Origin of the sequence: Bradyrhizobium erythrophlei, assembly GCF_900129505.1 — a bacterium.
GTDB classification, from domain to species: domain Bacteria; phylum Pseudomonadota; class Alphaproteobacteria; order Rhizobiales; family Xanthobacteraceae; genus Bradyrhizobium; species Bradyrhizobium erythrophlei_D.
In genome coordinates this window covers 3,198,742-3,221,887 of the sequence record NZ_LT670818.1, presented here as the reverse complement: position 1 = coordinate 3,221,887, position 23,146 = coordinate 3,198,742, and the positions used below count along the sequence as shown (strand labels likewise).

The 23,146-nt window shown below is 63.0% G+C and carries 20 protein-coding genes and 1 pseudogene; 7 read left to right on the top strand and 14 right to left on the bottom strand.

What is annotated here, in order from left to right; genetic code table 11:
- Positions 1–118: 118 nt before the first annotated feature.
- The 9 genes and pseudogenes from B5525_RS14955 to minC all read right to left on the bottom strand — a co-directional run bounded on the left by B5525_RS14955 (position 119) and on the right by minC (position 9,304).
- Complete coding sequence (locus B5525_RS14955; RefSeq protein ID WP_154073232.1) at positions 119–919, bottom strand: hypothetical protein; 801 nt, start codon at positions 917–919, stop codon at positions 119–121.
- A gap of 35 nt (positions 920–954) precedes the next feature.
- The gene (locus tag B5525_RS14950) at positions 955–2,253 is read right to left on the bottom strand and encodes a hypothetical protein (protein ID WP_154073231.1); all 1,299 of its coding nucleotides are present in this window, start codon (positions 2,251–2,253) and stop codon (positions 955–957) included.
- A gap of 786 nt (positions 2,254–3,039) precedes the next feature.
- Positions 3,040–5,094, bottom strand: coding sequence for a hybrid sensor histidine kinase/response regulator (locus B5525_RS14945; protein ID WP_079566683.1), 2,055 nt, complete (start codon positions 5,092–5,094; stop codon positions 3,040–3,042).
- Positions 5,091–6,602, bottom strand: coding sequence for an ATPase domain-containing protein (locus B5525_RS14940; RefSeq protein ID WP_079566682.1), 1,512 nt, complete (start codon positions 6,600–6,602; stop codon positions 5,091–5,093). Before B5525_RS14940 ends, B5525_RS14945 begins: the two co-directional genes overlap by 4 nt.
- Positions 6,603–6,660: 58 nt before the next feature.
- Positions 6,661–7,149, bottom strand: a complete 489-nt coding sequence (locus B5525_RS14935; RefSeq protein ID WP_154073230.1) for a GFA family protein — start codon at positions 7,147–7,149, stop codon at positions 6,661–6,663.
- A gap of 104 nt (positions 7,150–7,253) precedes the next feature.
- Positions 7,254–7,373: pseudogene (locus B5525_RS43935) on the bottom strand (thioesterase family protein); the annotation flags it as partial.
- A 118-nt stretch (positions 7,374–7,491) separates the two neighbouring features.
- A complete protein-coding gene (minE, locus tag B5525_RS14930; RefSeq protein WP_079566680.1) occupies positions 7,492–7,770 on the bottom strand; it encodes a cell division topological specificity factor MinE in 279 nt (92 codons plus the stop codon).
- Positions 7,767–8,582 carry a septum site-determining protein MinD gene (gene minD, locus B5525_RS14925; RefSeq protein WP_079566679.1) on the bottom strand — a complete coding sequence of 272 codons (816 nt, stop codon included), beginning with the start codon at positions 8,580–8,582 and terminating at the stop codon, positions 7,767–7,769. Before minD ends, minE begins: the two co-directional genes overlap by 4 nt.
- Before the next feature lie 17 nt (positions 8,583–8,599).
- On the bottom strand, positions 8,600–9,304 hold the full coding sequence (gene minC, locus B5525_RS14920) for a septum site-determining protein MinC (protein ID WP_079566678.1): 705 nt from the start codon (positions 9,302–9,304) through the stop codon (positions 8,600–8,602).
- Positions 9,305–9,935: 631 nt separating this feature from the next.
- Here minC and B5525_RS14915 point away from each other — a divergent pair.
- Positions 9,936–10,430, top strand: a complete 495-nt coding sequence (locus B5525_RS14915) for a hypothetical protein (RefSeq protein WP_079566677.1) — start codon at positions 9,936–9,938, stop codon at positions 10,428–10,430.
- Between the two features lie 79 nt (positions 10,431–10,509).
- Positions 10,510–12,069 (top strand): ABC transporter substrate-binding protein, encoded by a 1,560-nt coding sequence (locus tag B5525_RS14910; protein WP_079566676.1) that lies wholly within the window; start codon positions 10,510–10,512, stop codon positions 12,067–12,069.
- Between the two features lie 125 nt (positions 12,070–12,194).
- On the opposite strand, the gene B5525_RS14905 is transcribed toward B5525_RS14910, so the two are convergent.
- From B5525_RS14905 to B5525_RS14885, 5 genes are all read right to left on the bottom strand, one after another.
- Positions 12,195–13,163: an NAD(P)H-dependent flavin oxidoreductase gene (locus B5525_RS14905; protein ID WP_079566675.1), complete on the bottom strand. Its 969-nt coding sequence runs from the start codon at positions 13,161–13,163 to the stop codon at positions 12,195–12,197.
- Between the two features lie 175 nt (positions 13,164–13,338).
- Complete coding sequence (locus tag B5525_RS14900; RefSeq protein WP_079573389.1) at positions 13,339–13,848, bottom strand: hypothetical protein; 510 nt, start codon at positions 13,846–13,848, stop codon at positions 13,339–13,341.
- Positions 13,849–14,014: 166 nt separating this feature from the next.
- The gene (locus B5525_RS14895; RefSeq protein ID WP_172899880.1) at positions 14,015–14,614 is read right to left on the bottom strand and encodes a YqaA family protein; all 600 of its coding nucleotides are present in this window, start codon (positions 14,612–14,614) and stop codon (positions 14,015–14,017) included.
- Positions 14,615–14,660: 46 nt separating this feature from the next.
- A complete protein-coding gene (gene hisE / locus B5525_RS14890; RefSeq protein WP_079566674.1) occupies positions 14,661–15,062 on the bottom strand; it encodes a phosphoribosyl-ATP diphosphatase in 402 nt (133 codons plus the stop codon).
- Between the two features lie 159 nt (positions 15,063–15,221).
- Positions 15,222–15,602, bottom strand: coding sequence for a hypothetical protein (locus B5525_RS14885; RefSeq protein ID WP_079573385.1), 381 nt, complete (start codon positions 15,600–15,602; stop codon positions 15,222–15,224).
- 227 nt (positions 15,603–15,829) lie between these two features.
- Between B5525_RS14885 and B5525_RS14880 the strand changes: the two genes are divergently transcribed.
- The 5 genes from B5525_RS14880 (at position 15,830) to B5525_RS14860 (ending at position 22,961) form a co-directional block, all read left to right on the top strand.
- On the top strand, positions 15,830–16,888 hold the full coding sequence (locus tag B5525_RS14880) for an ABC transporter substrate-binding protein (protein WP_079566673.1): 1,059 nt from the start codon (positions 15,830–15,832) through the stop codon (positions 16,886–16,888).
- A gap of 104 nt (positions 16,889–16,992) precedes the next feature.
- Positions 16,993–18,798, top strand: a complete 1,806-nt coding sequence (locus tag B5525_RS14875) for a glucan ABC transporter ATP-binding protein/ permease (protein WP_079566672.1) — start codon at positions 16,993–16,995, stop codon at positions 18,796–18,798.
- Positions 18,799–18,979: 181 nt separating this feature from the next.
- Positions 18,980–20,458: a serine hydrolase gene (locus B5525_RS14870; RefSeq protein ID WP_079566671.1), complete on the top strand. Its 1,479-nt coding sequence runs from the start codon at positions 18,980–18,982 to the stop codon at positions 20,456–20,458.
- A gap of 165 nt (positions 20,459–20,623) precedes the next feature.
- Positions 20,624–22,309, top strand: coding sequence for a long-chain fatty acid--CoA ligase (locus tag B5525_RS14865; protein WP_079566670.1), 1,686 nt, complete (start codon positions 20,624–20,626; stop codon positions 22,307–22,309).
- A 166-nt stretch (positions 22,310–22,475) separates the two neighbouring features.
- A complete protein-coding gene (locus B5525_RS14860; protein WP_079566669.1) occupies positions 22,476–22,961 on the top strand; it encodes a peroxiredoxin in 486 nt (161 codons plus the stop codon).
- The last annotated feature ends 185 nt before the right edge of the window (positions 22,962–23,146 follow it).

The window sequence follows — 23,146 nt, the reverse complement described above, 5'->3', positions numbered from 1 at the left end:
GCAAAGAAGCTTCCGCTGTCAGACGTCAAGGAGATGTTTCGGCAGGTGAGGGACCACGCGTGACAACATCCGTCGACTCCACTCGCGGGCACGCCGTCATCGTTGCGAGAAGCAGAGTCTAGACATCGCCGCGACCAACGCCCTCAAGCAGCGCCTCTACCCGGCCCATTCCCTGACAGATGATGCGAGGCGGCCAGCTTTTTTCTTCGCGCGAAGCGACGCCGATTAGCCGGTGGTGCACGGCTTCGAAGCTACCGTCTTCACCCTTGCGCACGTAGACGCGCCAAAGACCGCCGCCGCTCGTGCCGCCGAAGCTGTCAGGGAGATCGGGAATATTTTGCTCGAAGCACTCCAGCGTGATGTTCAAAGCCCCGAAGTCTCGCGGGGCGCCGGACGTCAGCACGCCCTTTAGCGCCGTCGTTGCCATGCCGCCTTGCCGCGTCGTTGCGCCGGTAAACTCCTCGACGAGGCCAAAGACGGAGAACGCCGGGATCAGTGTCGAGCGATCCTCAGGCTCGGGCTTCGTGAAGTTCCTCTCGGCGTCTAGGAAAACGCAATCCTTTGCAATATTTCCAACGAGGTCCGGCGGCAGGTGAATGAAGGAAATGTCGTCGTCGCCCTTGTCCCAAGGCTCTTCGCCTGCCGCGTAGCTGAAGACCTCCTCCATATCAAGCGTTCCGAACTGCTGCGCGAGTCCGCGATTGAGCCGCACGAGCCCGACCGGCTGTTTCAATACCCGGAGGTACTGATCGACATGCGCGCAGGTCAATATCCCAAGCAATTCGCCGTGCTTGATCAGGACGCCGCTACCCTTCGCTGCTGGCGTGTCCCCGGCTCTGGCGAAGCCGATGGTGAACTGCTTTACCTTGTCGAGCACGGCGTCCGCGACATCTTGGGGCATGGAAACTTCTGCTTTCAAACGCCCACGGGGACCACTGAGGGACTGTATTCCGCTCAGTTCCCAACAAACCGGACCGCGAAAGGCGCGTTCAGGTCGGTCGGCGTTGTACTTAGGTTTTTCAATTGTTCTACAATGTCAAATATCACGGGCGTGTTTTGCGAGTTCGCGGGTACGCAATAGTATTGACCCTGATAGGTCACGTCCACAAAGCAAGCCCCTGGTGAGCTTGTGACGTTTACGAACGGTTCGCCCCTTATGAGCTCCTGGCCTAGCTGTGCTGCGTAGGGGAAGTCATGGGGCCAAGGATGTCGTAACGCCGCACCGTACAACTCATAAACGCCTAATGGCGATTTTATCAGAATTTGGGCTTCTACCGTGCCTGCTTTGCCGAAGCCGAATTTTATTACTTTGGCCTTCTTTGAGGTCTTCGGTTCAAGTAGCTTGAACACTGAGCACAGCGGTTCGCGTACACCCCGCGCGCTTTTTGTGGGATCGAAGCAGAACCGGCCTTGAACCGACTGCGTGCTGCCCCCAGCACCGTCAGCGGCTCCACCGCTACTGGTGGCGCTCCCGCTGCCTCCAGTACTAGCCGCGCCCTTCGTGCCGCCGGGACCCTTATTCGCGGCCTTGTTGCCGGTAGCTTTGTTGCCGTTTGATGAAATGATTTCCGCTGTTAGGCCTGACCCCAAAATGAAATTTGTAACGCGAAGGAAGGTTGAGTAACTGCAAGGTATTGACCGCTCGAAGAAATTCACGTCCACCTTTTCTGCGACGAATGTCGGGCAGTCTTTGTCCGGATCGTTTTTGTCTGGATTTTTTTCGTCTTCGTCTGGATTGTTATCAAGCCGATAGAGTTTTCCTGTCGAGCCAACTTTGATTATTAACGCGTCAATAGTTGAAAAGAGGACGGGGTCCCGCGGATGGGCGGCGATGAGGTAAGCGATCGTCTCTTCTGGTATGGCAGCTAACATTCCCGTTTGAAACTGGGTCGATACCAATGGGTTGGATTGATACGACCCCTGGGCTTGGCCCATCACCGAATTCGTTATCTGCCCAATGTGCTGCGCAGGCGTAATTCCGCTTCCGAATGTGATGGTCGGCAGCCCAGTTGTGACTGTTTCAGTCTGTGAGCCTGTGACTTGCGATACCGCTACGAACGTCAGGGGTCGGAAATTTTTCGCTCTAACAATATTGAGTAGCGTTTCCTGGTCGTTCGCGTGCTGCGAATTTCGATTGGCATCCTCGATGCGGCTGCCGAATTGATCGACGGCAGCGCAAGATTGGAGAATGACTCCAAATATAAAGGCCACCCCGATGGTTGAAATCTTACGGAAGTGCCCCACGTGACCCAACGACTAATCTGGTTTTTGAGGAGCAGCCTTCTCCTGCTTTGCGCGCTTAGCCGCCGCGCGCTCCGCATTCTCCTTGGATTTTTTGATTGTTTTGGGCGAACATTTACAGTCAGGGTCGCTGCAATCACACTTTGCAAATGTCAGGCCGCTTTCGGCCGCTAACGAGCGACCGCCCGACGCGGCAAGTGACATAGTTGCAACTAGTGCCAGAGAGACAATAAGTCCGGTACGCATGGAGAGCCCCCTACCGGAACAGATGCTATTGAATGCACCTCAAAGTTGTCAATTGCTATTCTCTGCAGGGAATCTTTATTTAGGCGCACTGATGGTCTGAAGGCTGATTGCCGGATAGGGGCGAACCAACAATGAGCAACCGCCACTAAACAGCCGGGCGAACGCTCAAGAGCCTCGCTGATGACGACGTAGAACACGACCAAGCCCAAGGCGACTAAGAGCCACACGATTATGATCGGGCTGAAAAAACCTGGCACCGGCAAGCCGTGTGTCCTCATCTTTGGGCAGAAAGCGAGAATTAGGGTGACAGTGCTGGACTGCACTTAATCATCCCGCTTTAGCTTCGTCATACGGTCCACACGGCATGGCAGGCAAAAGTCATTGAGTGCACTGGAATTCCAACTGTCGGCGCGCCCCAATATTCCAGAGACGCCAACGATAGACCGAGAGGCCGCGGCGTACTGGGTCCCCCGCTTTCGCGGAGGACGACAACTGAGCATATTCGTTTCTGGGCTGGCCGCGACCGGATGATGGGATAGCGGCCGGAGGCCTTCACCCCAGCAACTGATCGAGCCGGTCGCGCAGCTGGTCCTGGTGATAGGGTTTTGCCAGCCGCGGCAGATCGAGCTGGGCGCCCTCGGGCAGTTCGGCGTAGCCGGTCGCGAGCAGGATCGGCAGTTGCGGCCGCAGCGCGCGCGAGGCAGCGGCGAGTTCAATGCCGGTCATGCCGGGCATCACGTGATCGGTCATCATCAGGTCGATCGGCTGATCGCTCCTGATGATGTCGAGCGCGTGCAGGCCGGAATTGGCGCCGATCACGTGGTGGCCGAGGTCTTCCAGCATTTCCGTGGTCGACAACGCGATCAGCGGATCGTCGTCGACGAACAGGATCACCGCCGAGCGGTTGACCTTCTGCGATTTCTGCGCCGGGCTTTCGGCCTCGGGGCCTGATGTTGCGACGGGGAGGATCAGCATGGCGCTGGTGCCCTTTGCCACCGCGCTCGACAGCTGCAGCGCGCCGCCGAGCTGCACGGCGAGCCCGTGCACCATCGACAGGCCGAGGCCGGTACCCTTGCCGAGCGGCTTTGACGAGAAGAACGGTTCGACCGCACGCTTCAATATCTCCGGCGTCATGCCCTTGCCGGTATCGATCACGGACAGTTTCAAATAGCGGCCGGGCTGCAGCGCCGGATCGCTGCTGGCCTGGCATTCGCAGACCCGGACCTCGATCGAGCCGCCGTCCGGCATGGCGTCGCGCGCGTTGATCGCGAGGTTGAGAATGGCGAGCTCGAGCTGGTTGGCGTCGACGCGCGCCGGCGGCAAGCCTTCCGGCAGGTCGAGCCGCAGCGCGACACGCGGTCCCAGCGAACGTTCCAACAGATCGATCATGCCCTCGATCAGGCCGCGCAGGTCGACCGGTACCGCGCGCAAATCCTGCCGCCGCGCAAACGCCAGCAGGCGCTGCGTCAGCGACGCGCCGCGCTCGGCGCCCTGCAGCGCACCGTCGATCAGGCGGTGCAGCCGCGGATCGTCGGGGATGCGCCTGCGCAACAGGTCGAGATTGCCCATTACCGCCATCAACAGATTGTTGAAATCATGCGCGACGCCGCCGGTGAGCTGGCCGATCGTCTCCATCTTCTGCGCCTGCCGCAACTGCTCCTGGGCCTTTTCGCGCGCGGCGACTTCCTTCATCAGGTCGGCGGTGCGCTGCTCGACGCGCTGTTCCAGCGTCGCCGTCAGATTCGCCAGCGCCGTGCGCTCCGCCGCCAGCTGCGCCAGCAGGGTCTCGCGCTCGATTTCGGCAACCTTGCGCGCGGTGATGTCGGAGGACACGCCGACCAGCGATTTGATGCTGCCGTCCGGCCGGCGCACCGCGCGGGCGCGCACGTCGACCCAGTGCTGCGAGCCGTCGGGCCAGATATTGCGGTATTCGATGCTGTAATCCCCGCCGGTTCTGATAGTGCGCTCCAGCACCTCGCCGCGGCGCGCGCGGTCGTCGGGATGAACCGCGGCCTGCAGATCCGGGTATGAGAAGGCTTCGTCCGGCGCGCGACCGAAAAACCGCTTGCAGGTATCGGAGGCCTCGAGCTCGAGCTCCGGCAGATGCAGCTCCAGCGCGCCGAGGCGGCCGGCGTTCAGCGCCGTCTGCAGCAGGCTTTCGCTTTCGGTAAGATCCTGAAGGATCGCCCGGGTCTGGTACTGGCGGCGCCGGCCCCTCACCGCGGAGCCGACGATGCTGACCAGCGTGGTCGGATGGAACGGACGCTCGATGAAGGTGACGTTGCCGAGCACCTGTCCGAGCCGCATCGCGTCGGGATTGCGCTCGGGGCCGCCGCCCTGATGCGTCAACAGCACGATCGGCAAATCCGACCAGGACGGCTGGTCGTTCAGCCAGCGCGTCAGGCCGCGCAGATCCGCGGTCTTGATCGCCTCATCGGCGATCACGGCGAGCCCGGCGCCGCCCTCGACCTCATGCATCAGGCCCGCGAGATCGGTGCAGATATCGGCGTAGTAGCCGGCTTCCCTGATCAGCGCCGCAGCCACCGAGGCGTCCCGTCCTGTCGGCGCCAGGATGACGGCACGCTCGGACGATGCGCCCGGACTCACGCACTTCGCTCCTGCAGCAGCGGCTGGCCCTCGCCGACATAGACGGGAACGCCACGCAGGACTCCCTGGAAGCCGTCCAGCGGCTCGCCGATGGTGAGGCCGCGATTATCGATGCGGTACTCGCGGATGGTGGATTCGTGGACTCCCGTACGTTTCTTGATGATCGATATCGCGCGCCGTACGCTGCCAAGCGCCTCGAAATAGCGCAGCAGCACCACGGTGTCGGCGAGATAGGTCACGTCCACCGGCGCCTTCATGTCGCCGACCAGGCCGTGCTGCGCCACCGTCATGAAGGTCGCAGCCCCCCGCCGGTTCAGATATTGCAGCAATTCGTGCATATGCAGAATCAGCGAATTCTCTTCCGGCATCGCCGCCTGGTAGCCGTTGATACTGTCGATCACCACGGTCTTGATGCGGTCCTCGTCGACCCGCCTGCGAACCAGATGGGCGAATTCGCCGGGCGTCAGTTCCGCGGCGTCCACCTGTTCGATGAAGAGCTCGCCGCTGCGCTGCATCGCCTCGAGGTCGATGCCGAGGCCCTTCATGCGCGAGAACAAAAGGCCGAGCTCTTCGTCGAACACGAACAGCGCCGCCCTTTCGCCGCGCTTGACCGCCGCGACAACGAACACGATCGCGGCCAGCGATTTGCCGGTGCCCGCGGGGCCGAGAATGAGTGTGCTCGACCCGGTCTCGACGCCGCCGCCCAGCAACCGGTCCAGCTCGGCGATGCCGCTCGACACCGTACGGCGTTGAACATTGGTGCGGTATTCCGAGGCCACCAGCCGCGGAAACACGTTCAGCCCGCCGGTGGTGATGGTGACATCGTGATGGCCGCCGCGAAACTTCACGCCGCGATATTTGATGACCCGCGCCCGCCGCCGCTCCGCGCCGTAGGCCGGCGCCAGTTCCTCCAGCCGCAGCACGCCGTGGGCGACGCTGTGCACGGTCTTGTCGGCGACATCGGCGGTCAGGTCGTCCAGCAGCATCACGGTGGTGTTGAACTTGGCGAAGTAGTGCTTGATCGCGAGAATCTGCCGCCGGTAGCGCAGCGAGTTTTGCGCCAGCAGGCGAATTTCGGAAAGGCTGTCGAGCACCACGCGGTCGGGCCTCGCGCGGTCGACGGCCTCGAAGATCTGCTTGGTGGTTTCGCCGAGTTCGAGGTCCGAGGAATAAAGCAGGCTCTGCTGCTGCTCCGAATCCAGGAGGCTCTCCGGCGGCAGCAGTTCGAGCACCTCGATGCGGTCGTCCAGCGACCAGCCATGGGAAGCCGCGCCGTCACGCAGCTCGCGCTCCGTCTCCGACAAAGTGATGTAGAGACATTTTTCGCCGGCCCTGGCGCCCTCCATCAGGAACTGCAGCGCCACGGTGGTCTTGCCGGTTCCCGGCGCGCCTTCCACCAGGAAGACGTGGCCACGCGAAAACCCGCCCGACAAAATATTGTCGAGCCCCCAAATTCCGGATTTCGCCTTAGATTTCGCCTTGGTGGCGATTGGTTCGACCGAATTCATGCGACCCCTCGACGGGGGTCAAACGCCATCGGGACCAGCCGGTTCCTCGCAAATGGAACTATTTTGGCGGAAAAAAGTCTGGCCACATCGAGCGCCACACCGCGGCCAGCGGCCGGAAATCACCCGGGCCGATCTCGTGGCATTCGGCATTGGCGGCGGGCAAGACCCATGGCTGCGCGCTCTTCATGAACATATGCGCGACCGGAACCAGCCAGGTGGTATCGTCAAGCGTTCCGGCCCGGATGTTGATCGATTGCGGACGCCCCACGCGTTCGCCGTAGATTCGACCGCCACAATCGCCGCAGAACCATGAGGTGACGTCCGCGCCACTCGGGGACAGACGACGCCATCCCTTCGGGCTGCCTTGCAGAATATGAAAATCCTTTGCGACCACCGGCATGTTCAGCGCGAACGCGCTGCCGGACGTCCGCTGGCAATTGGTGCAATTGCAGGTGTAGAGCAGCAGCGGAAACGATGCGATCTCGTAGCGGATCGCGCCGCACGAGCAGCCGCCGGTCAGGGGAAGCGCGGGTGACTTTGGGCTCATGATCAACCCCGGTCGAAGCTCAATCGAATACTAGCGAAAAAATTGTCGCGCGGCGACGCTGTGTTTTCGCGCCGCTAGCGCTTCTCGATGACGAGGCTTTGCACGGCGGCCCAGGTGACCAAAGCCGCCGGTGCCGAGCCGTGCTGCATACTGCCGTCCCATGGGCCGGCGGCATGGGGGCTCGTGACGACACGATTGCCGTCGACGCGATAAATGGCTTGCATGAAATCCGATCCGCTTTTCGCCGCCAGCGCGCTACAGGGGATGCGGCGCGGCGCGCAAGCAGTGCTCCCTTAGGTCCCGGACCACAGCAGCGGGCGTCGAGCCCGTTCTGTCCGGTTGTCAGCCGGCGGCGGCGAGCGATCGTTCGAATCCGTTGGGCACTTCGATATCGACCTCGAGCGTCGATACGTGCGGGCCGCGGTCCATCTTGACGATGACCTTGTCCGGATCGAGCGTGATGTGCCGCGAGACCGCGGCGAGGATCTCGGCCCGGAGCACGCCCAACAGGTCGGGCTGCCCGCGCAAGCCGCGTTCATGCGCCAGCAGAATCTGCAGCCGTTCCCGGGCGACAGGCGCGGAAGCAGCACGGCCGTTGAAAAGCCGCAGCAGACCCTTCATGCGGCCCTCCGTCCCAGCAACCGGTTCATCAGGCCCTTGCGTTCGACGGGCACCACCATGGGAACGGTTTCGCCCATCAGCCGACGCGCGGCGTCGACATAGGCGCGAGCCGGTGCGCTGGCGGCATTGTTGAGGGTCACCGGAGAGCCGACATTGGAGGCCAGCAGCACGTCCTGGCTCTCGGGGATGATGCCGAGCAGCGGGGTCGCGAGGATTTCCAGAATGTCGTCGATGCCGAGCATCTCCCCGCGGGAGGCGCGGCCCGAATCGTAGCGGGTAATCAGCACGTGCTTCTCCACCCGCTCGCCCTTCTCGGCCTTGACGGTCTTGGAATCGAGCATGCCGATGATGCGATCGGAATCGCGCACCGAGGAGACCTCGGGATTGGTGACGACGACGGCTTCGTCGGCATAGCGCATGGCGAGCGTCGCGCCGCGCTCGATGCCGGCCGGGCTGTCGCAGAGAATCCAGTCGAACTTGGTCCGCAGGTCGGCGATGATCCTGCCGACACCCTCTTCCGTCAGCGCATCCTTGTCGCGGGTCTGCGATGCCGGCAGCAACCACAAATTCTCCAGACGCTTGTCGCGAATCAGCGCCTGCGAGAGCTTGGCAACGCCCTGCACGACGTTGATGAGGTCGAACACGACCCGGCGTTCCGCCCCCATGACGAGGTCGAGGTTGCGCAGGCCGACGTCGAAATCGACGACCACCACCCTGCCTCCCATCTGCGCGAGCGCCGCGCCGAGCGCTGCCGTGGAAGTGGTCTTTCCGACGCCACCCTTGCCGGACGTTACGACCAAGACTTTGGCCATTATTGCCTCCTTGCCGATTAATTCAGTGGTGTGATTCTCATGATGTCGCCGTCGAGCCAGGCTTGTGCCGGCCGATTGCGCAAACTGGCGTCGATGTCTTCAGCGGTCTGGTAGTAGCCGTCGATGGCCAGGAGCTCGGCCTCGATCTTCTGGCAGTAAATCCGCGCGGCCGAATTGCCGTTGACGCCAGCCATCGCGCGGCCACGCAGCGTGCCGTAGATATGGATGGAGCCGCCGGCGACGATCTCCGCGCCGGAACCGACCGAACCGAGCACCGTGACGTCGCCTTCGGCGAATATGATCGACTGGCCGGAGCGCACCGGGCTTTCGAGCAGCAGGGAATTCGGTTTCGGCTTGGCTTCGGGTTTGGCTTCGACCTTTTTCGGTTCATTCTGGATCAGCACGGTCGGGCGCCCACCGGTCAAGAGCGGCGGCATGCCGGCGGTGAGGCGATCGGCGTCCACCCCCTCGATGCCGAGGACGCGGATATGGCGCTGCTCGAGGCTTCCGAGCAGGTGCGCGATGGCGGATTGGCTGAGCTCCACGGCGGACAGGTCGAGCACGACCGGCTTGCCGACAAAGAAGCCGGGCGAGCGCGCCAGCGTGGCGTCGATTTCCTCGAGCCAGCCCACAATCGGAACGACGGGACAAAAGACGAACGCAACGTAGGAGCGGCCGCGCATACGAACCAGTTGAGGCGTTGGCTGCCTGACAGCGTGCATGGTCGTCTAGTCGCCTTTCCTATGCTTAGCGAATGGTTAAGGATCGGCGGTCTTGGTTAACAGTTGATTAATAGCGGGCGCATCAACCAAGGAGTTCTTGTGACAAGTCTGTGGCAGGATTAACCAAAAATATTGGTTAACAAAACTTAACCTCAATTCCGTCCAGTTTCGGGCTTAATAATGTCTTGGCGCGGTACCATCAAAACTTGGTTATTTTTCCGGCCGGCGAGGGTTGGGGAGATCTCATCCGTTCGTACGCGAGCGGATGGTTGCCAGGGGACAGGGCAATGGAAAAGGTGGGGACGGTAGGGCCTTGCGATCCTATTCGCAGGCCGAAGTACACGATGCACGATGCGGATTTCGCGTCGGAATCTTTGATTCAAATTCTCTCGTCAGCATTTGAATCTCGTACAGCCGGATTTCGTACACTTCCACCCGACGCTCCTCGCCGCTTCAAGTCGTCCAACCACAAGAAACGTCAACAGGTCAGTGATTGCGGCACCGACCGGTGACCGCAATACCGCGTCATGAGGAGTTGCGTATGAGTAGCCTGAGCGAGCAAGACCACCTGAATCCAAACGAACCTACCTATTATGCTCCGCGCTGGTTGCGTGAAAGACCGGAGGTACGAGTGGCTCCTTCGAACGAAAAGACAGCCGAGCCCGTCAGGAGCCCGAGCTCCCGTCCGGCTTCTGCGCTCGATAGCCAGCTCGAGAACGCCGTTTCCAGCGCGCTATGGCATCCGCTGGATCCCGAGGTCATTCAGGAACCGCCGGGGCTGGCGGAAGAAATGGATCGGGGGAGCGCACTGATTACGGTCGCCGGCCGCTTTGCTGCCGCCGTCGGCGTCTCCGCGATCGTGGCGCTGTTCTTTGTCATCATGGTGCCGGCGTCCCGGCTGCCTGACAGCGGCGGCTCCTCCGGAATCGTGAAATCGATCAAGTCCGCGCTGTTCCAGCCCGGCCAGCGCGAGGACGGATCGAAGCCGGCGATCGCCGAATTTCAACCGATCCTGGCGTCGGCGGCCCAGGGCAACCAGCCCGCGACGCGCGAGCAGTCGGGGCAGCTGCTTCAGCAGTTCATGCAATGGCGCCAGAAGCCCAACTCAACCGAAACGACGCAATAGTGTATACGCGACAATCAAACGAGGGAGAAACGAAGATGCCTGATCAAGAGTCCTTGCTGACCTTGGTGGGGAGCTTGCGATGACCCCTCGTTGGATGGCCGCTTTGTTTGGCGCCCTGCTCGCGAGTGCGGCGAGCGCGGCACCTGGTGGCAATACCGACGTCGTTCGCGATCTGGCGGGCCGCGTCGGACCGATCGTCGGTTCGGCGCTGGCCTGCACCGACATTGCGCGGCCTCGTATTCAGGCCATCGTCGACAAGTTCGCCGCCGTCATCAAGGAGGCCTCGTCCAACGAGGCCGAGCGTGACGACCTCACCCAGCAGCTCAATCGCAGCGTCGCCGACGGCCGCAACGCCGTGACCAGCGGAAAGATGGATTGCCGGCTGGCCGAGCGCCAGCTTGCCGATCTCGAACGCTCGATCGCCGGACCGGCCTCGTCGGGGCCGTCGCTGGCGGGCGTCATCGGGCCGTCCGCCGCGGTTGCGGCGACATCGATCGCACCGGTTCCGACAGGTCCGGCGGTGCGCGGCGTCACCGATCGCGAAATCCGGTTCGGCATCGCCGGACCGTTCTCGGGACCGGCCAAGGAGCTCGGCCGCCAGATGAAGCTCGGGATCGACACCGCCTTCAACCGCATCAACGATGCGGGTGGCGTCGACGGCCGGCAGCTCCGGCTGATCGCGGCCGACGACGGCTATGAGCCGGCCCGGACGCTCGACGCCATGAAGCAGCTCTACGAGAAGGACCAGGTATTCGGTTTCATCGGAAATGTCGGAACGCCCACCGCGGCGGTCGCAGTACCCTACGCGCTCGATCGGCGAACCTTGTTCTTCGGCGCCTTCACCGGTGCCAACATCCTGCGCAACGATCCTCCCGATCGTTACGTCTTCAACTATAGGGCGAGCTATGCCGAGGAAACCGATTCCGTGGTGCGCTATCTGGTGAAAATTCGCCGGATACCGCTGCGACAGATCGCGGTCTTCGCGCAGCAGGATGCCTATGGCGATGCGGGCTACGCAGGCGTCGCCAAGGCGTTTCGTTCGATGGGCGCCAACGACGGCGCGATCGTCCGGCTCAACTACAAGCGAAACACCGTGGACGTGGACGACGCGGTCAATCAGCTGAAAACGCAGAAGCCGCCGATCAAGGCCGTGGTCATGGTGGCCGCCTATCGGGCCGCCGCGAAGTTCATCGAGAGGACGCGCGACGCCTATCCCGGCATGATCTACACCAACGTGTCGTTCGTCGGCAGCACCTCGCTTGCCGAGGAACTCGGCCTGTTGGGGCCGCGCTTCGCCACCGGCGTCATCGTGACCCAGGTGGTGCCGGCGGTCTCCGGTTATTCGAGCGCGGTGCTCGAATACAAGAACGCGCTTGCCAAATATTTTCCGGGCGAGGCGCCGGACTACGTCTCGCTCGAGGGCTATGTTGCCGCCAATGTGTTGATCCAGGGCCTGAAGCGTGCGGGTTCGCAGTTCGACACCGAGCGGCTGATCGACAACCTCGAGGCCATGCGCAACATCGACCTCGGCCTCGGGACTTCCCTCAATTTCGGCCGCTCGGAACACCAGGCCTCGCACAAGATCTGGGGAACCGCGCTCGACGAAACCGGAAAGTACCAGCCGATCGAACTCGAATAGACCTCAAGCATTGGGTGTAGTTGCCAAAGCCCCGGTTCTGATAAAGCAGAACCGGGGCTCTCTATTTTTGTTCGACGGGTTTTCTTCACGCGAACCGGCAAGGCCCCCGCCCGATAGCTCTCGCCTCACAGCGCCGGATCGACCGCCTCGTCATATTCCTTCTTGAAGCGCGCGATCAGTTCGGCGGCCGGCGCGACCTTGCCGACGCTGCCGACGCCCTGGCCGCTGCCCCAGATCTCCTTCCAGGCTTTCGGCTTGGCGCGCGCGCCCGAGGCGTCGGTGCCGAAACTCATCTTCGACGGATCCGACTGCGGCAGGTTGTCGGGATCCATGCCCGCCGCCACGATCGACGGCTTCAGGTAATTGCCGTGGACGCCGGTGAACAGGTTGGAATAGACGATGTCTTCCGCCGTCGAAGCGGTGATCATCTGCTTGTAGCCCTCCACCGCATTGGCCTCTTTGGTGGCGATGAAGGCGGAGCCGATATAGGCGAAGTCGGCGCCCAGCATCCGCGTCGCGCGGACGGCGCGGCCGTTGCCGATGGCGCCCGACAGCGCGATCGGCCCGTCGAACCATTGCCTGGTCTCCGCCACGAAGGCGAACGGCGACAGCGTCCCGGCATGGCCGCCGGCGCCGGCCGAGACCAGGATCAGGCCGTCGGCGCCCTTCTCGACCGCCTTGTGGGCGAATTTCTGGTTGATCACGTCATGAAAGACGATGCCGCCCCAGCGATGCGCGGCCTGATTGAGTTCTTCGCGCGCGCCCAGCGACGTGATGATCATCGGCACCTTGTGCTTCTCGCAGAGCGCGAGATCCTGATCGAGCCGGTTGTTCGAGCGATGCACGATCTGATTGACGGCGAACGGCGCCGACGGCCGCTCGGGATGCGCCTTGTCGTGGGCCGCGAGTTCTTCCTTGATCCGCACCAGCCACTCGTCGAGCAGCGCCGCGGGGCGCGCGTTCAGCGCCGGAAACGATCCGACAACGCCCGCCTTGCACTGCGCGATCACCAGATCAGGTACGGAAATGATGAACAGCGGCGCACCGATCACGGGAATCGACAGACGGCCCTTGAACAAGGCAGGCATGGACATTCGGTAAAATCCTTTTTTGGTGTTTCCGGGATTGTCTATCCGGGCGGAGGCGGGGCGTATTGCGCCATCACGCTAAGGATGCCAGACATCATACCAACAAGGCAACCGCGCCAGGAGGCCGCTGAAAGTTACGGTTGAAACGAACGACAGACACGCGCCGTTGCCCGGCGGGCCATTACTGGCACAGCGCATTGGTGACGTAATTGTCTGTCCGGCAGTCGCCCGGTTTCCGGGCCCGGCCCGGGATCAGCACTCTGGCCGAACAGGTTTCGGCGGAATCGGTGTTGAGGCTCTTGCCCTCCTGGTAGCCTTTGGACTGGCAGAGCTTGTCGGCGCCGAGCTTGCAGTCCGGCGGGCCGTTTGCCGACGCCGGACAGATCACGCGCCCGGACACCATGGAGGCCGGCTTGGCCAGGCGTGACAGGCTGTCGGAAGCGCCCTGCGCCGCATCCTTGGCGCGCGTATTCAAGTCCTCGATGGTCTCCTGCGGACTTTTCAGCGACGGCAGCTTGTCGAACAGCTTGCCGATTTCGGAGATCAGGCCCGGGTTTTCTTCGCGCGCCGGCGCAGGGGGCGCCGGTGCCGCTTGCGGAGGCGCGGCCTGCGGTGCCTCCTCCCGAACGCCAAGCGCGGGCGCCGTGGCTTGCGGCCAGACCGTGCCGGCGGTCATTAGCCATATCGACATGACCAGCGTCGCTCTTGCGATCGCCAGCGTCGCTCTTGCGATCGCCAGCGTCGCCGTCGCGACCTGTGTCCTAGCCTGCGCGATGAGGTTGTCGGGCCGAGCCGTCATGCCATCGAGCGTAGCCGGAAGCCACCAAAGGGGCAAAGCCCTTCGCGACGGCCTTCATTCAGACCATTCGAATGGCGACGACAAAGCCGAGCACGAGGATCGCGGCGCCGAGCGCCACCCAGAGCCCGAGATGCTTCTCGATCCTGACCCGGATCCACTCGCCGTAACGGTTGAGCAGGATCGCGACCACGAAGAAGCGCCCGCCGCGGGCGATGATCGAGCAAACAACGAACAGCCAGATGTTGTAGCCGGCAAAACCCGAGGTAATGGTCACGAGCTTGTAGGGGATCGGCGTCAGGCCCTTGAGGATGATGATCCAGGCCCCCCATTCGGCGTAGGAGGCGCGGAAGGCTTCGACCTTGCCGCCAAGACCGTAAAACTGGATCAGCCAATGTCCGACGGAATCGTAGAGCAGCGCGCCGATCGCGTAGCCGAGCATGCCGCCGACCACCGACGTCGCCGTGCAGATCACGGCGTAAAGCCAGGCCCGCTGCGGCCGCGCCAGCGACATCGGGATCAGCATCACGTCCGGCGGTACCGGAAAGAACGAGCTTTCCGCGAACGCCACCGCGCCCATGATCCAGAGCGCGTAAGGCTTGTGGGCGGCGTCAATGCACCAGTCGTAGATCCGTCTCAGCATGCCGCGATGAACCACCATGGGACGGATTTGTCCATGGCGGGAATTTGCCGAATTGCGTCAAATCTCAGTGGCGCTTGCGAAGCCTGCGGCCTTCGAGCGCGACAATTGGTCGCCGCGCGATCCGGTCGGGCGAAGCCTTGGGCAATTTCATGCTTGATTTCGGCAACTTCTCGGCGATGCCGAGCAGATGCTCGCGCCGCGCCATTTCGCGCCAGACGTCGTCCGGCCGCACACCCGCCGACGCCCACAGCACCGTGAGATTGTAGAGAAGGTCGGCGCTCTCGCGGACTACCGCTTCGGAATTGCCGTTGACGGCATCGATCACGACCTCGATGGCTTCCTCGGCCAGTTTTTTGGCCATCTTGGACGGGCCGCGCTGGAACAGCCGGGCGGTTCGCGAGATTGCCGGATCGAGATCCTTGGCCGCGAGCACCGCCTGATAGAGCCGTTCGAGCGAATCACTCATTCTCTCAAGCTAATCCAAACCGGTGGCCAGCGTGTTAACAGACACTGCGCATTATTAAGAAATCCGCCGGCGGCGCGGGGCGCATCCGGCGGATCGATTGGCTGGTGCAAATTTGGTTAACAGCCCGGCGCGGGCGGATGGCCGCTGGAAAAACACGCGCTACCAATGGCCGGTGGGCTGGCCGCCAAATTCAGAACGGCTGCGGCCATAGCCATAGCCGTGATCGTAATAGCCGGGACCGCCGCCGTAGTAGACCGGGCCGCCGCCATAATAGACCGGGCCGCTATCATAATCGTCATAATAGGCGCGGCGGTTCTGGGTGGCCGCGATCGCCAGGCCGGTGCCGACAATGCCGGCAAAGGCGGCCGCCGCGGCAGCACCACCGCCATAGCCCCTGTGCCGGGCGCTGATATCAGTCGCCCCGCTCGGCGAGCCGGCCCAGGCCAGCGAAGGCGCCACAACCGTCAGCGCCATCGCCGCGACGCTCGCCATCACGGCGGCGCGTCCGAACGAAGAAAACACTGCTTTTCGCGCAAACATCTCGAATTCCTCCATCATGGCCCGGCCCGTCAGGCCGCCTGTAGCCAACCGCCGAACCCATGTTAGGTTCCCAAAACCGAACCCAGCTGAACGATCGGTGGCGGATTCGTGGCGCTCATCGGCCGTTCAGATTCGATCCGGCAGTATGGTCGAAAGCTTTCGCCTCAGCCGTCATGATGCGGTCATAGAACCCGCATGCGCTGGCGCCCCGAATTCGAAATAGTCCAATGCGTGTGCGTCCAACCATCGCTTTCCACTGCATTTCGGCTTTGCTGACGGGTCTTCTGGCTCTTGCGTGCTCCGGTGCCAGTCAAGTCCGGGCGCAGGTCGAACCCCGGCAACCGATCCAGATCCGGTTTGCCTTCGATCGTCCAATCGATGCGGGCGCCGCGCCGGTGCTGCTGGCCTCGGCCAGTGGTCTGTTCGGTTCGGAGGGACTCGCGGTCGCCACCGAGATCGCCGGCGGCTCGGCGGACGCGATCGCGCGTGTCGCCTCCGGCGCGGCCGATTTCGCGCTGGCCGACATCAACGAACTGATCCGCTTTCGCGGTAAATCCGATGCGCCGCAAGTCAAGGCGGTGTTCGTGCTGTACAACCAGTCGCCCTATGCCATCGTTGCGCGCAAAAGCCGGGGCATCCACGCGCTGTCCGATATCGAGGGCAAGACCCTCGGCGTCGCCGAAGGCGATCTGTCGATCCGGCTGTGGCCGGCGTTGGCGAAGCGGAACGGGATCAAGGTCGCGAACGTGAAGCAGAACAGGATCGGCGCTGCCGTGCGCGAGCCGATGCTGTCGGCCGGGCAGGTCGACGCCGTGACCGGCTTCTCATATCTGTCGGCGGTCAACCTGAGAGATCGCGGCGTCCCCGCCGACGACCTCGCGGTGCTTCGATTTGCCGATTATGGCTGCGAAGCCTACGGTTTTGCCGTCATCGTCAACCCGGCGTTTGCGGCCAGGAGTCCCGAGGCGGTGAAAGGCTTCGTGCGCGCCCTGATCGCGGGGACCCATCTTGCCATCAAGCAGCCCGCGCGCGCGGTCGATGAGGTGATCAGCCGGATGGATGGCGGATCGCGCGATCTGGAACTTGAACGGCTGCAAACCCTGATTGCCGGCAACATCCTCACCGCCGAGGTCAGGCGCTACGGCATCGGCGGGGTCGACCCCGCCCGCCTCGACCGCTCGATCGCCGAGGTCGGCGAGGATTTCAAATTCGGCAAAAGGCCGTCCGCGGCGGATATTTTCGACGACAGCTTCCTGCCGCCGCCGGACGGCCGGCTCATCAATTGAGCAAAACGCGCCCCCTAGCCTGTATCTTGCCGACAATCCCTGCTTAGAATGGAACTTCCGACGCTGGTCCGCCGGCGGCTTCTTTTCTTTCGAGTCCTAACGGCATGTCCCTGTTTCGGCTTTACACGCGCGTCCTCAAACTGCTCGGCAAAGAGGCGCGGCTGGGCTGGATCCTGGCCGGCGCCAACCTGCTGCTCGCCGGCGCGCAATTCGCCGAGCCGGTGTTGTTCGGCCACATCGTCGATGTCCTCTCCGGCAAGCCCTCCGCCGATCCCAGCGGATCGTCGTCCGCGTGGCCGCTGCTGGGGGCGTGGGCGGCGTTCGGCCTGTTCACCATCGCGAGCAGCGCCTGGGTCGCGCTGCATGCCGACCGGCTGGCGCACCGCCAGCGCCAGGCGGTGCTGACGAATTATTTCGAGCACATCATGCAGCTGCCGCTGACCTTCCACACCGGCACCCATTCCGGCCGCCTGATGAAGGTGATGCTGAACGGCACCGACGCGCTGTGGCGGCTGTGGCTCGGATTTTTCCGCGAACATTTCGCCGCCATCATGTCGCTGGTGGTGCTGCTGCCGCTGGCGCTTTACATCAACTGGCGGCTGGCGATCCTGTTGTTCGCGCTCTGCGTGGTGTTCACCGTGCTCACCACGCTGGTGGTGCGCAAGACCTACGGCATGCAGAACGAGGTCGAGGCGCATTACAGCGATTTGTCGGCGCGCGCTTCCGACGCGCTTGGCAATGTCGCGCTGGTGCAGAGCTTCGTGCGCATCGATGCCGAGGTGCAGGGCTTGCGCTTCGTCGCCGACAAGCTGCTGGCGGTGCAGATGCCGGTGCTGTCGTGGTGGGCGCTGGTCACCGTCATCACGCGGGCGTCGACCACGATCACGGTGCTGGCGATCTTCACCGTCGGCATCGCGCTGCATGCGCAGGGACTGACCACGGTCGGCGAGATCGTGATGTTCGTCTCTTTCGCCACCATGCTGATCCAGAAGCTCGAACAGGTGGTCTCCTTCATCAACAACGTGTTCATGGAAGCGCCGCGCCTGCAGGAATTCTTCAACGTGCTGGATGCGGTGCCGGCGGTGCGCGACCGGCCCGACGCGATCGATACCGGAAGGCTGTCTGGCCTGGTCGAATTCAAGGACGTGTCGTTTTCATATGACGGCAAGCGGCCCGCGGTCGAGGACCTCTCCTTCACCGCCCTGCCCGGCCAGACCATCGCACTGGTCGGCCCGACCGGCGCCGGCAAATCGACGGCGATCGCGCTGCTGCATCGCGCATTCGATCCGCAGTCGGGCTTCATCAGGATCGACGGCATGGACGTCCGCGGCCTGACGCTGACGGCGTTGCGGCGGAATATCGGCGTGGTGTTCCAGGAAGCGCTGCTGTTCAATCGGACGATCGCCGACAATCTGCGCGTCGGCAAGCCGGACGCCACCGACGAGGAAATGCGGATCGCGGCTGGTCGCGCCCAGGCGCTGGAATTCATCGAGCGCAACGAGCAGGGATTCGAGACCAATGCCGGCGAGCGGGGCCGCATGTTGTCGGGCGGCGAGCGGCAGCGGCTGTCGATCGCGCGCGCGCTGTTGAAGGATCCGCCGATCCTGATCCTCGACGAAGCAACCAGCGCGCTCGATGCGGTCACCGAGGCCAAGGTCAACGCCGCTCTCGACGAAGTGATGAAGGGCCGCACCACGTTCGTGATCGCGCACCGGCTCTCGACCATCCGCAACGCCACGCGAATCCTCGTGTTCGATTCCGGGCGCGTGATCGAAAGCGGAACGTTCGATGAACTGGTGGCGAAAGGCGGCCATTTCGCGGAACTCGCCAGGGCGCAATTCATGGTTCAGGAAAAAGTGCGCGGCGGTGTGCAGACGCGCGACACCGCGAGCGCCGCCGTCAAGATTTAGATATCGCCGAAATTCGGCCTATTTCGTCCACGATTTAATTGGGGAGCCTCTGTTCTGAATCGGCAAGCCGGTATAGGTTTGCAGCCGCCGTAGCCGACGGCGCCGGACACGCTTGAAACCCGAACGTTACATGTCAGACCTCCTTTGCGAAGGCGGGTCTCAAAAGGACCGGAATCGGATTGTGCATTTTCTTCGCCCGCTGCTTCGCAAGTCATCGCTGAACTGGATCGTTGTCGTCGCAGCGCTCGGCGTCGCCGCCCCGCGCGTCGCCCACGCCGAAGCCCATTTGCTCATCGAAGCCGACACCGGCAAGGTGCTGGAGGCCGAGAACGCCACCTATCCCTGGTATCCCGCATCGGTGACCAAGCTGATGACGGCCTACACGACGCTGAAAGCGGTCAAGGAAGGGCGCCTTACCCTCGATACGCTGTTGACGGTGTCGCCGGTCGCGGCTTCCCAGTCACCCTCGAAGATGGGTTTCCGTCCGGGCACGCAGGTCACGGTCGACAATGCGCTGAAAATGATGCTGGTGAAATCGGCCAACGACATGGCCGTGGTGCTGGCCGAGGGCGTCGGCGGTTCGATCGACGGCTTTTCGGCGCTGATGAACGAGAACGCGCAAAAGCTCGGCATGACGCAAACGAGCTACGTCAATCCGAACGGCCTGCCCGCGGACGGCCAGATCACTTCGGCGCGCGATCTTGCGATTCTGGCCCGCGCGATCATTCGCGACCTACCGGAATACGAATATTTCGTCCACATTCCCTCGATCCGATTCGGCCGCAAGGTCACGCAGAATTTCAACAAGCTGATCGGACGCTATCCGGGCGCCGACGGTTTCAAGACCGGCTTCATCTGCGCGTCCGGATACAACCTGGTGGCGTCCGCCACCCGCAACGGCAAACGGCTGATCGCGGTGGTGCTGGGGGCCTCCTCCGGGCAGATGCGCGCGGTGCGCGCCGCGCAGATGCTCGAGCGCGGCTTTGCCAACAACACGCTGTCGTGGCTGCGTCCCGCGCTCGGCACGGTCGACAATCTGGCGCCGATCGACGCCTCGCCGCCGAACCTGCGCGACGAGATGTGCGGCGGCAAGCGGCACAAGCCCGCCAGCGACGAGGACGACACGGTCGCCAGCAGCGGCGGCAGCGCAACCGGCGGCGAAAGCAGCAGCCTGACCTTCTTTGCCGCCGGGCTGCAGCCGCCGATCCTGAAGCCCTCGGAATTGCTGGCGGGCGCGCCCGCGGCCTCCGAGCCGATCGTCGTCTACACCGGCCCGACCCGGACCGGCGCCGCCCTGATCGCGGCTGTCGCCGCGGATTCCGACAAGCAGGCCACGCCGCATCGCGGCAAGAAGACCCGGATCGCGGCAAAGAAGCCAGATGCCGCCGCCGAGCCTAAGGCCGACGCCAAGGAAACGGCAAAGGACGTCAAATCCGACAGGAAGCCCGAAGCGAAATCCGCGGCCAAACCGGCTGCCGTCAAGCGTGCCGACGCCAAATCTGCCGATACCAAGTCCGCCGATACCGCCCCGAAGGCCACGGCCGACAGCCCGGTAAAGCCGGCCAAGCCCAAGGCGGTTGCAAAGCCTGCGGCCAAGCCCAAAAGCACGACCGGCGACGCCGCTCCATCGGATCAAAAGGCGGCCACACCGCGCAGTTAAGTGCCGTTTCGGCCGGGCAGAAGCCGATCCCTTCCGGACCCTCTTTACTCTGCGATGCAGCGATAACGCGCGGCGCTTGCCATGGGCCGCCGCATTGCTCAATACTGCCGGAAATAAGGCGTCTCGGCCCATAAAACGGGACCGCAAACCGGAAGAGGAAACACCATGGAGCGCATCTGGCTCAAGCAATATCCGGCCGGCGTGCCCGCCGATATCGACGCCACCCTGTACCCGTCGCTGGTCGAATTGCTGGAAGAGAGCTTTGCCAAGTTCTCGGACCGCAAATCCTTCTTCTGCATGGACAAGTCGATCACCTATCGCGACCTCGACGAGATGTCGCTGGCGCTCGCGGCCTATTTGCAGGGCAAGGGCCTGCAGAAGGGCGCCCGCGTCGCGCTGATGATGCCGAACGTGCTGCAGTACCCGGTGGCGACCACCGCTGTGCTGCGCGCCGGCTATGCCGTGGTGAACGTCAACCCGCTTTACACCCCGCGCGAACTCGAGCACCAACTCAAGGATTCCGGCGCCGAGGCGATCATCGTCCTGGAAAACTTCGCGCACACCGTGCAGCAGGTGATCGCGAGGACCGCGGTCAAGCATGTCATCATCGGCAGCATGGGCGACATGCTCGGCCTCAAGGGCATGATCGTCAATCTGGTGGTGCGGCGCGTGAAGAAGATGGTGCCGCCATTTTCGCTTCCGGGCGCGGTGCTGTTCAACGACGCGGTGGCGGCCGGCCGCGGCTTGAAGTTCAGCAAACCGAAGATCGGGCCCGACGACGTCGCCTTCCTGCAATATACCGGCGGCACCACCGGCGTCTCCAAGGGCGCGACGCTGCTTCACCGCAACATTCTCGCCAACGTGCTGCAGAACGATGCCTGGCTGCAGCCCGCGCTGACGGCGCCGCCGCATGTCGACCAGATCTTCATCGTCTGCGCGCTGCCGCTCTATCACATCTTCGCGCTGACGGCCTGCTTCCTGCTGGCGGTGCGGGCCGGCGGCGTCAATCTTCTGATTCCCAACCCGCGCGACATGGCCGGCTTCATCAAGGAACTGATGAAATACCAGGTCAACAGCTTCCCCGCCGTCAACACGCTCTACAACGGGCTGTTGCATCATCCCGATTTCGGCAAGATCGATTTCTCCAGGCTGAAGATTTCCAACGGCGGCGGCATGGCGGTGCAGCGCCCGGTGGCCGAGCAGTGGAAGAAGCTGACCGGCTGCAGCATTGCGGAAGGCTACGGCCTGTCTGAAACCTCGCCGACGCTGACCTGCAACACCGCGACCGCCTCCGAGTTCAACGGCTCGATCGGCGTTCCCGTGCCCTCGACCTATATCTCGATCCGCGACGACGACGGCAACGAAGTGCCGCTCGGCCAGCCCGGCGAAATCTGCGCCAAGGGCCCGCAGGTGATGGCCGGTTACTGGAACCGGCCGGAGGAAACGGCCAAGGTGATGACCGCCGACGGCTATTTCCGCACCGGCGATATCGGCATCATGACGCCGGACGGCTACACCAAGATCGTCGACCGCAAGAAGGACATGATCCTGGTTTCGGGCTTCAACGTCTATCCCAACGAGGTCGAGGAAGTGATCGCCAGCCATCCCGGCGTGCTGGAATGCGCCGTGATCGGGGTTAAGGACGAGCGCACCGGCGAGGCCGTCAAGGCATTCATCGTGAAGAAGGATCCGAACCTCACCGCCGAGGACATCATCAAATTCTGTCACGAGCAACTGACCAACTACAAGATTCCCAAGCAAATCGAGTTCAGGACCGAATTACCCAAGACCAATGTCGGAAAAATCCTGCGCCGCGAGCTGCGCGACGAAAAGAAGGCGGTGGCGGCCTGAACCACCGCCGTCATTGTGGAGGAGTCAACGGGTCGCGCGAATGCGGCCCGAAGGCTCGCAGCAACGGCTGCCCAATCCAGCGCCACCATCACACCCTGGTGAAGTGGTTTCCTTCCCGCCGGAAAATGCTTTAAGAAACATCCGCACCATTTAGGGAGAATTGACGATGACCATCAAAGTTGGCGACAAGCTGCCGGATGCAAAATTTCGCGTGATGACGGCGGAAGGTCCGCAGGTCAAGACAACCGACGACATCTTCAAGGGCAAGAAGGTCGCGCTGTTCGCGGTGCCCGGTGCCTACACCGGCACCTGCCACAAGATGCATCTGCCGAGCATCTTCCTCAACGCCTATGCCATCAAGGACAAGGGCGTGAACACGATCGCGATCGTCTCGGTCAACGACGCCTTCGTCATGAACGCGTGGAAGCGCGATACCGACCAGCGCGACGAAGCCACCTTCCTCGCCGACGGCAACGCCGACTTCACCAAGGCGATCGGCATGGAACTCGACGCCTCTGGCAATGGGCTGGGCATCCGCTCCCACCGCTACTCGATGCTGGTGGATGACGGCGTGGTCAGGAAGCTCAACCTCGAGCCGGCCCCCGGCAAGGTCGAGGTCTCCGGCGGCGATACGCTGCTGGCGCAGCTTTGAAATTGATCGCAAACTGCGGCGACAATCACGACTGACAACCACAACTGTCGTCGCCCGGCTTGACCGGGCGATCCAGTACGCCGCGGCCTTGCAGTTCTATTACGAACGCCTCTGGAATACTGGGTCACCCGCTTTCGCGGGTGACGACAGTGGTGGGTGGTCGAGCAGCGAAACCCGCCACGTCG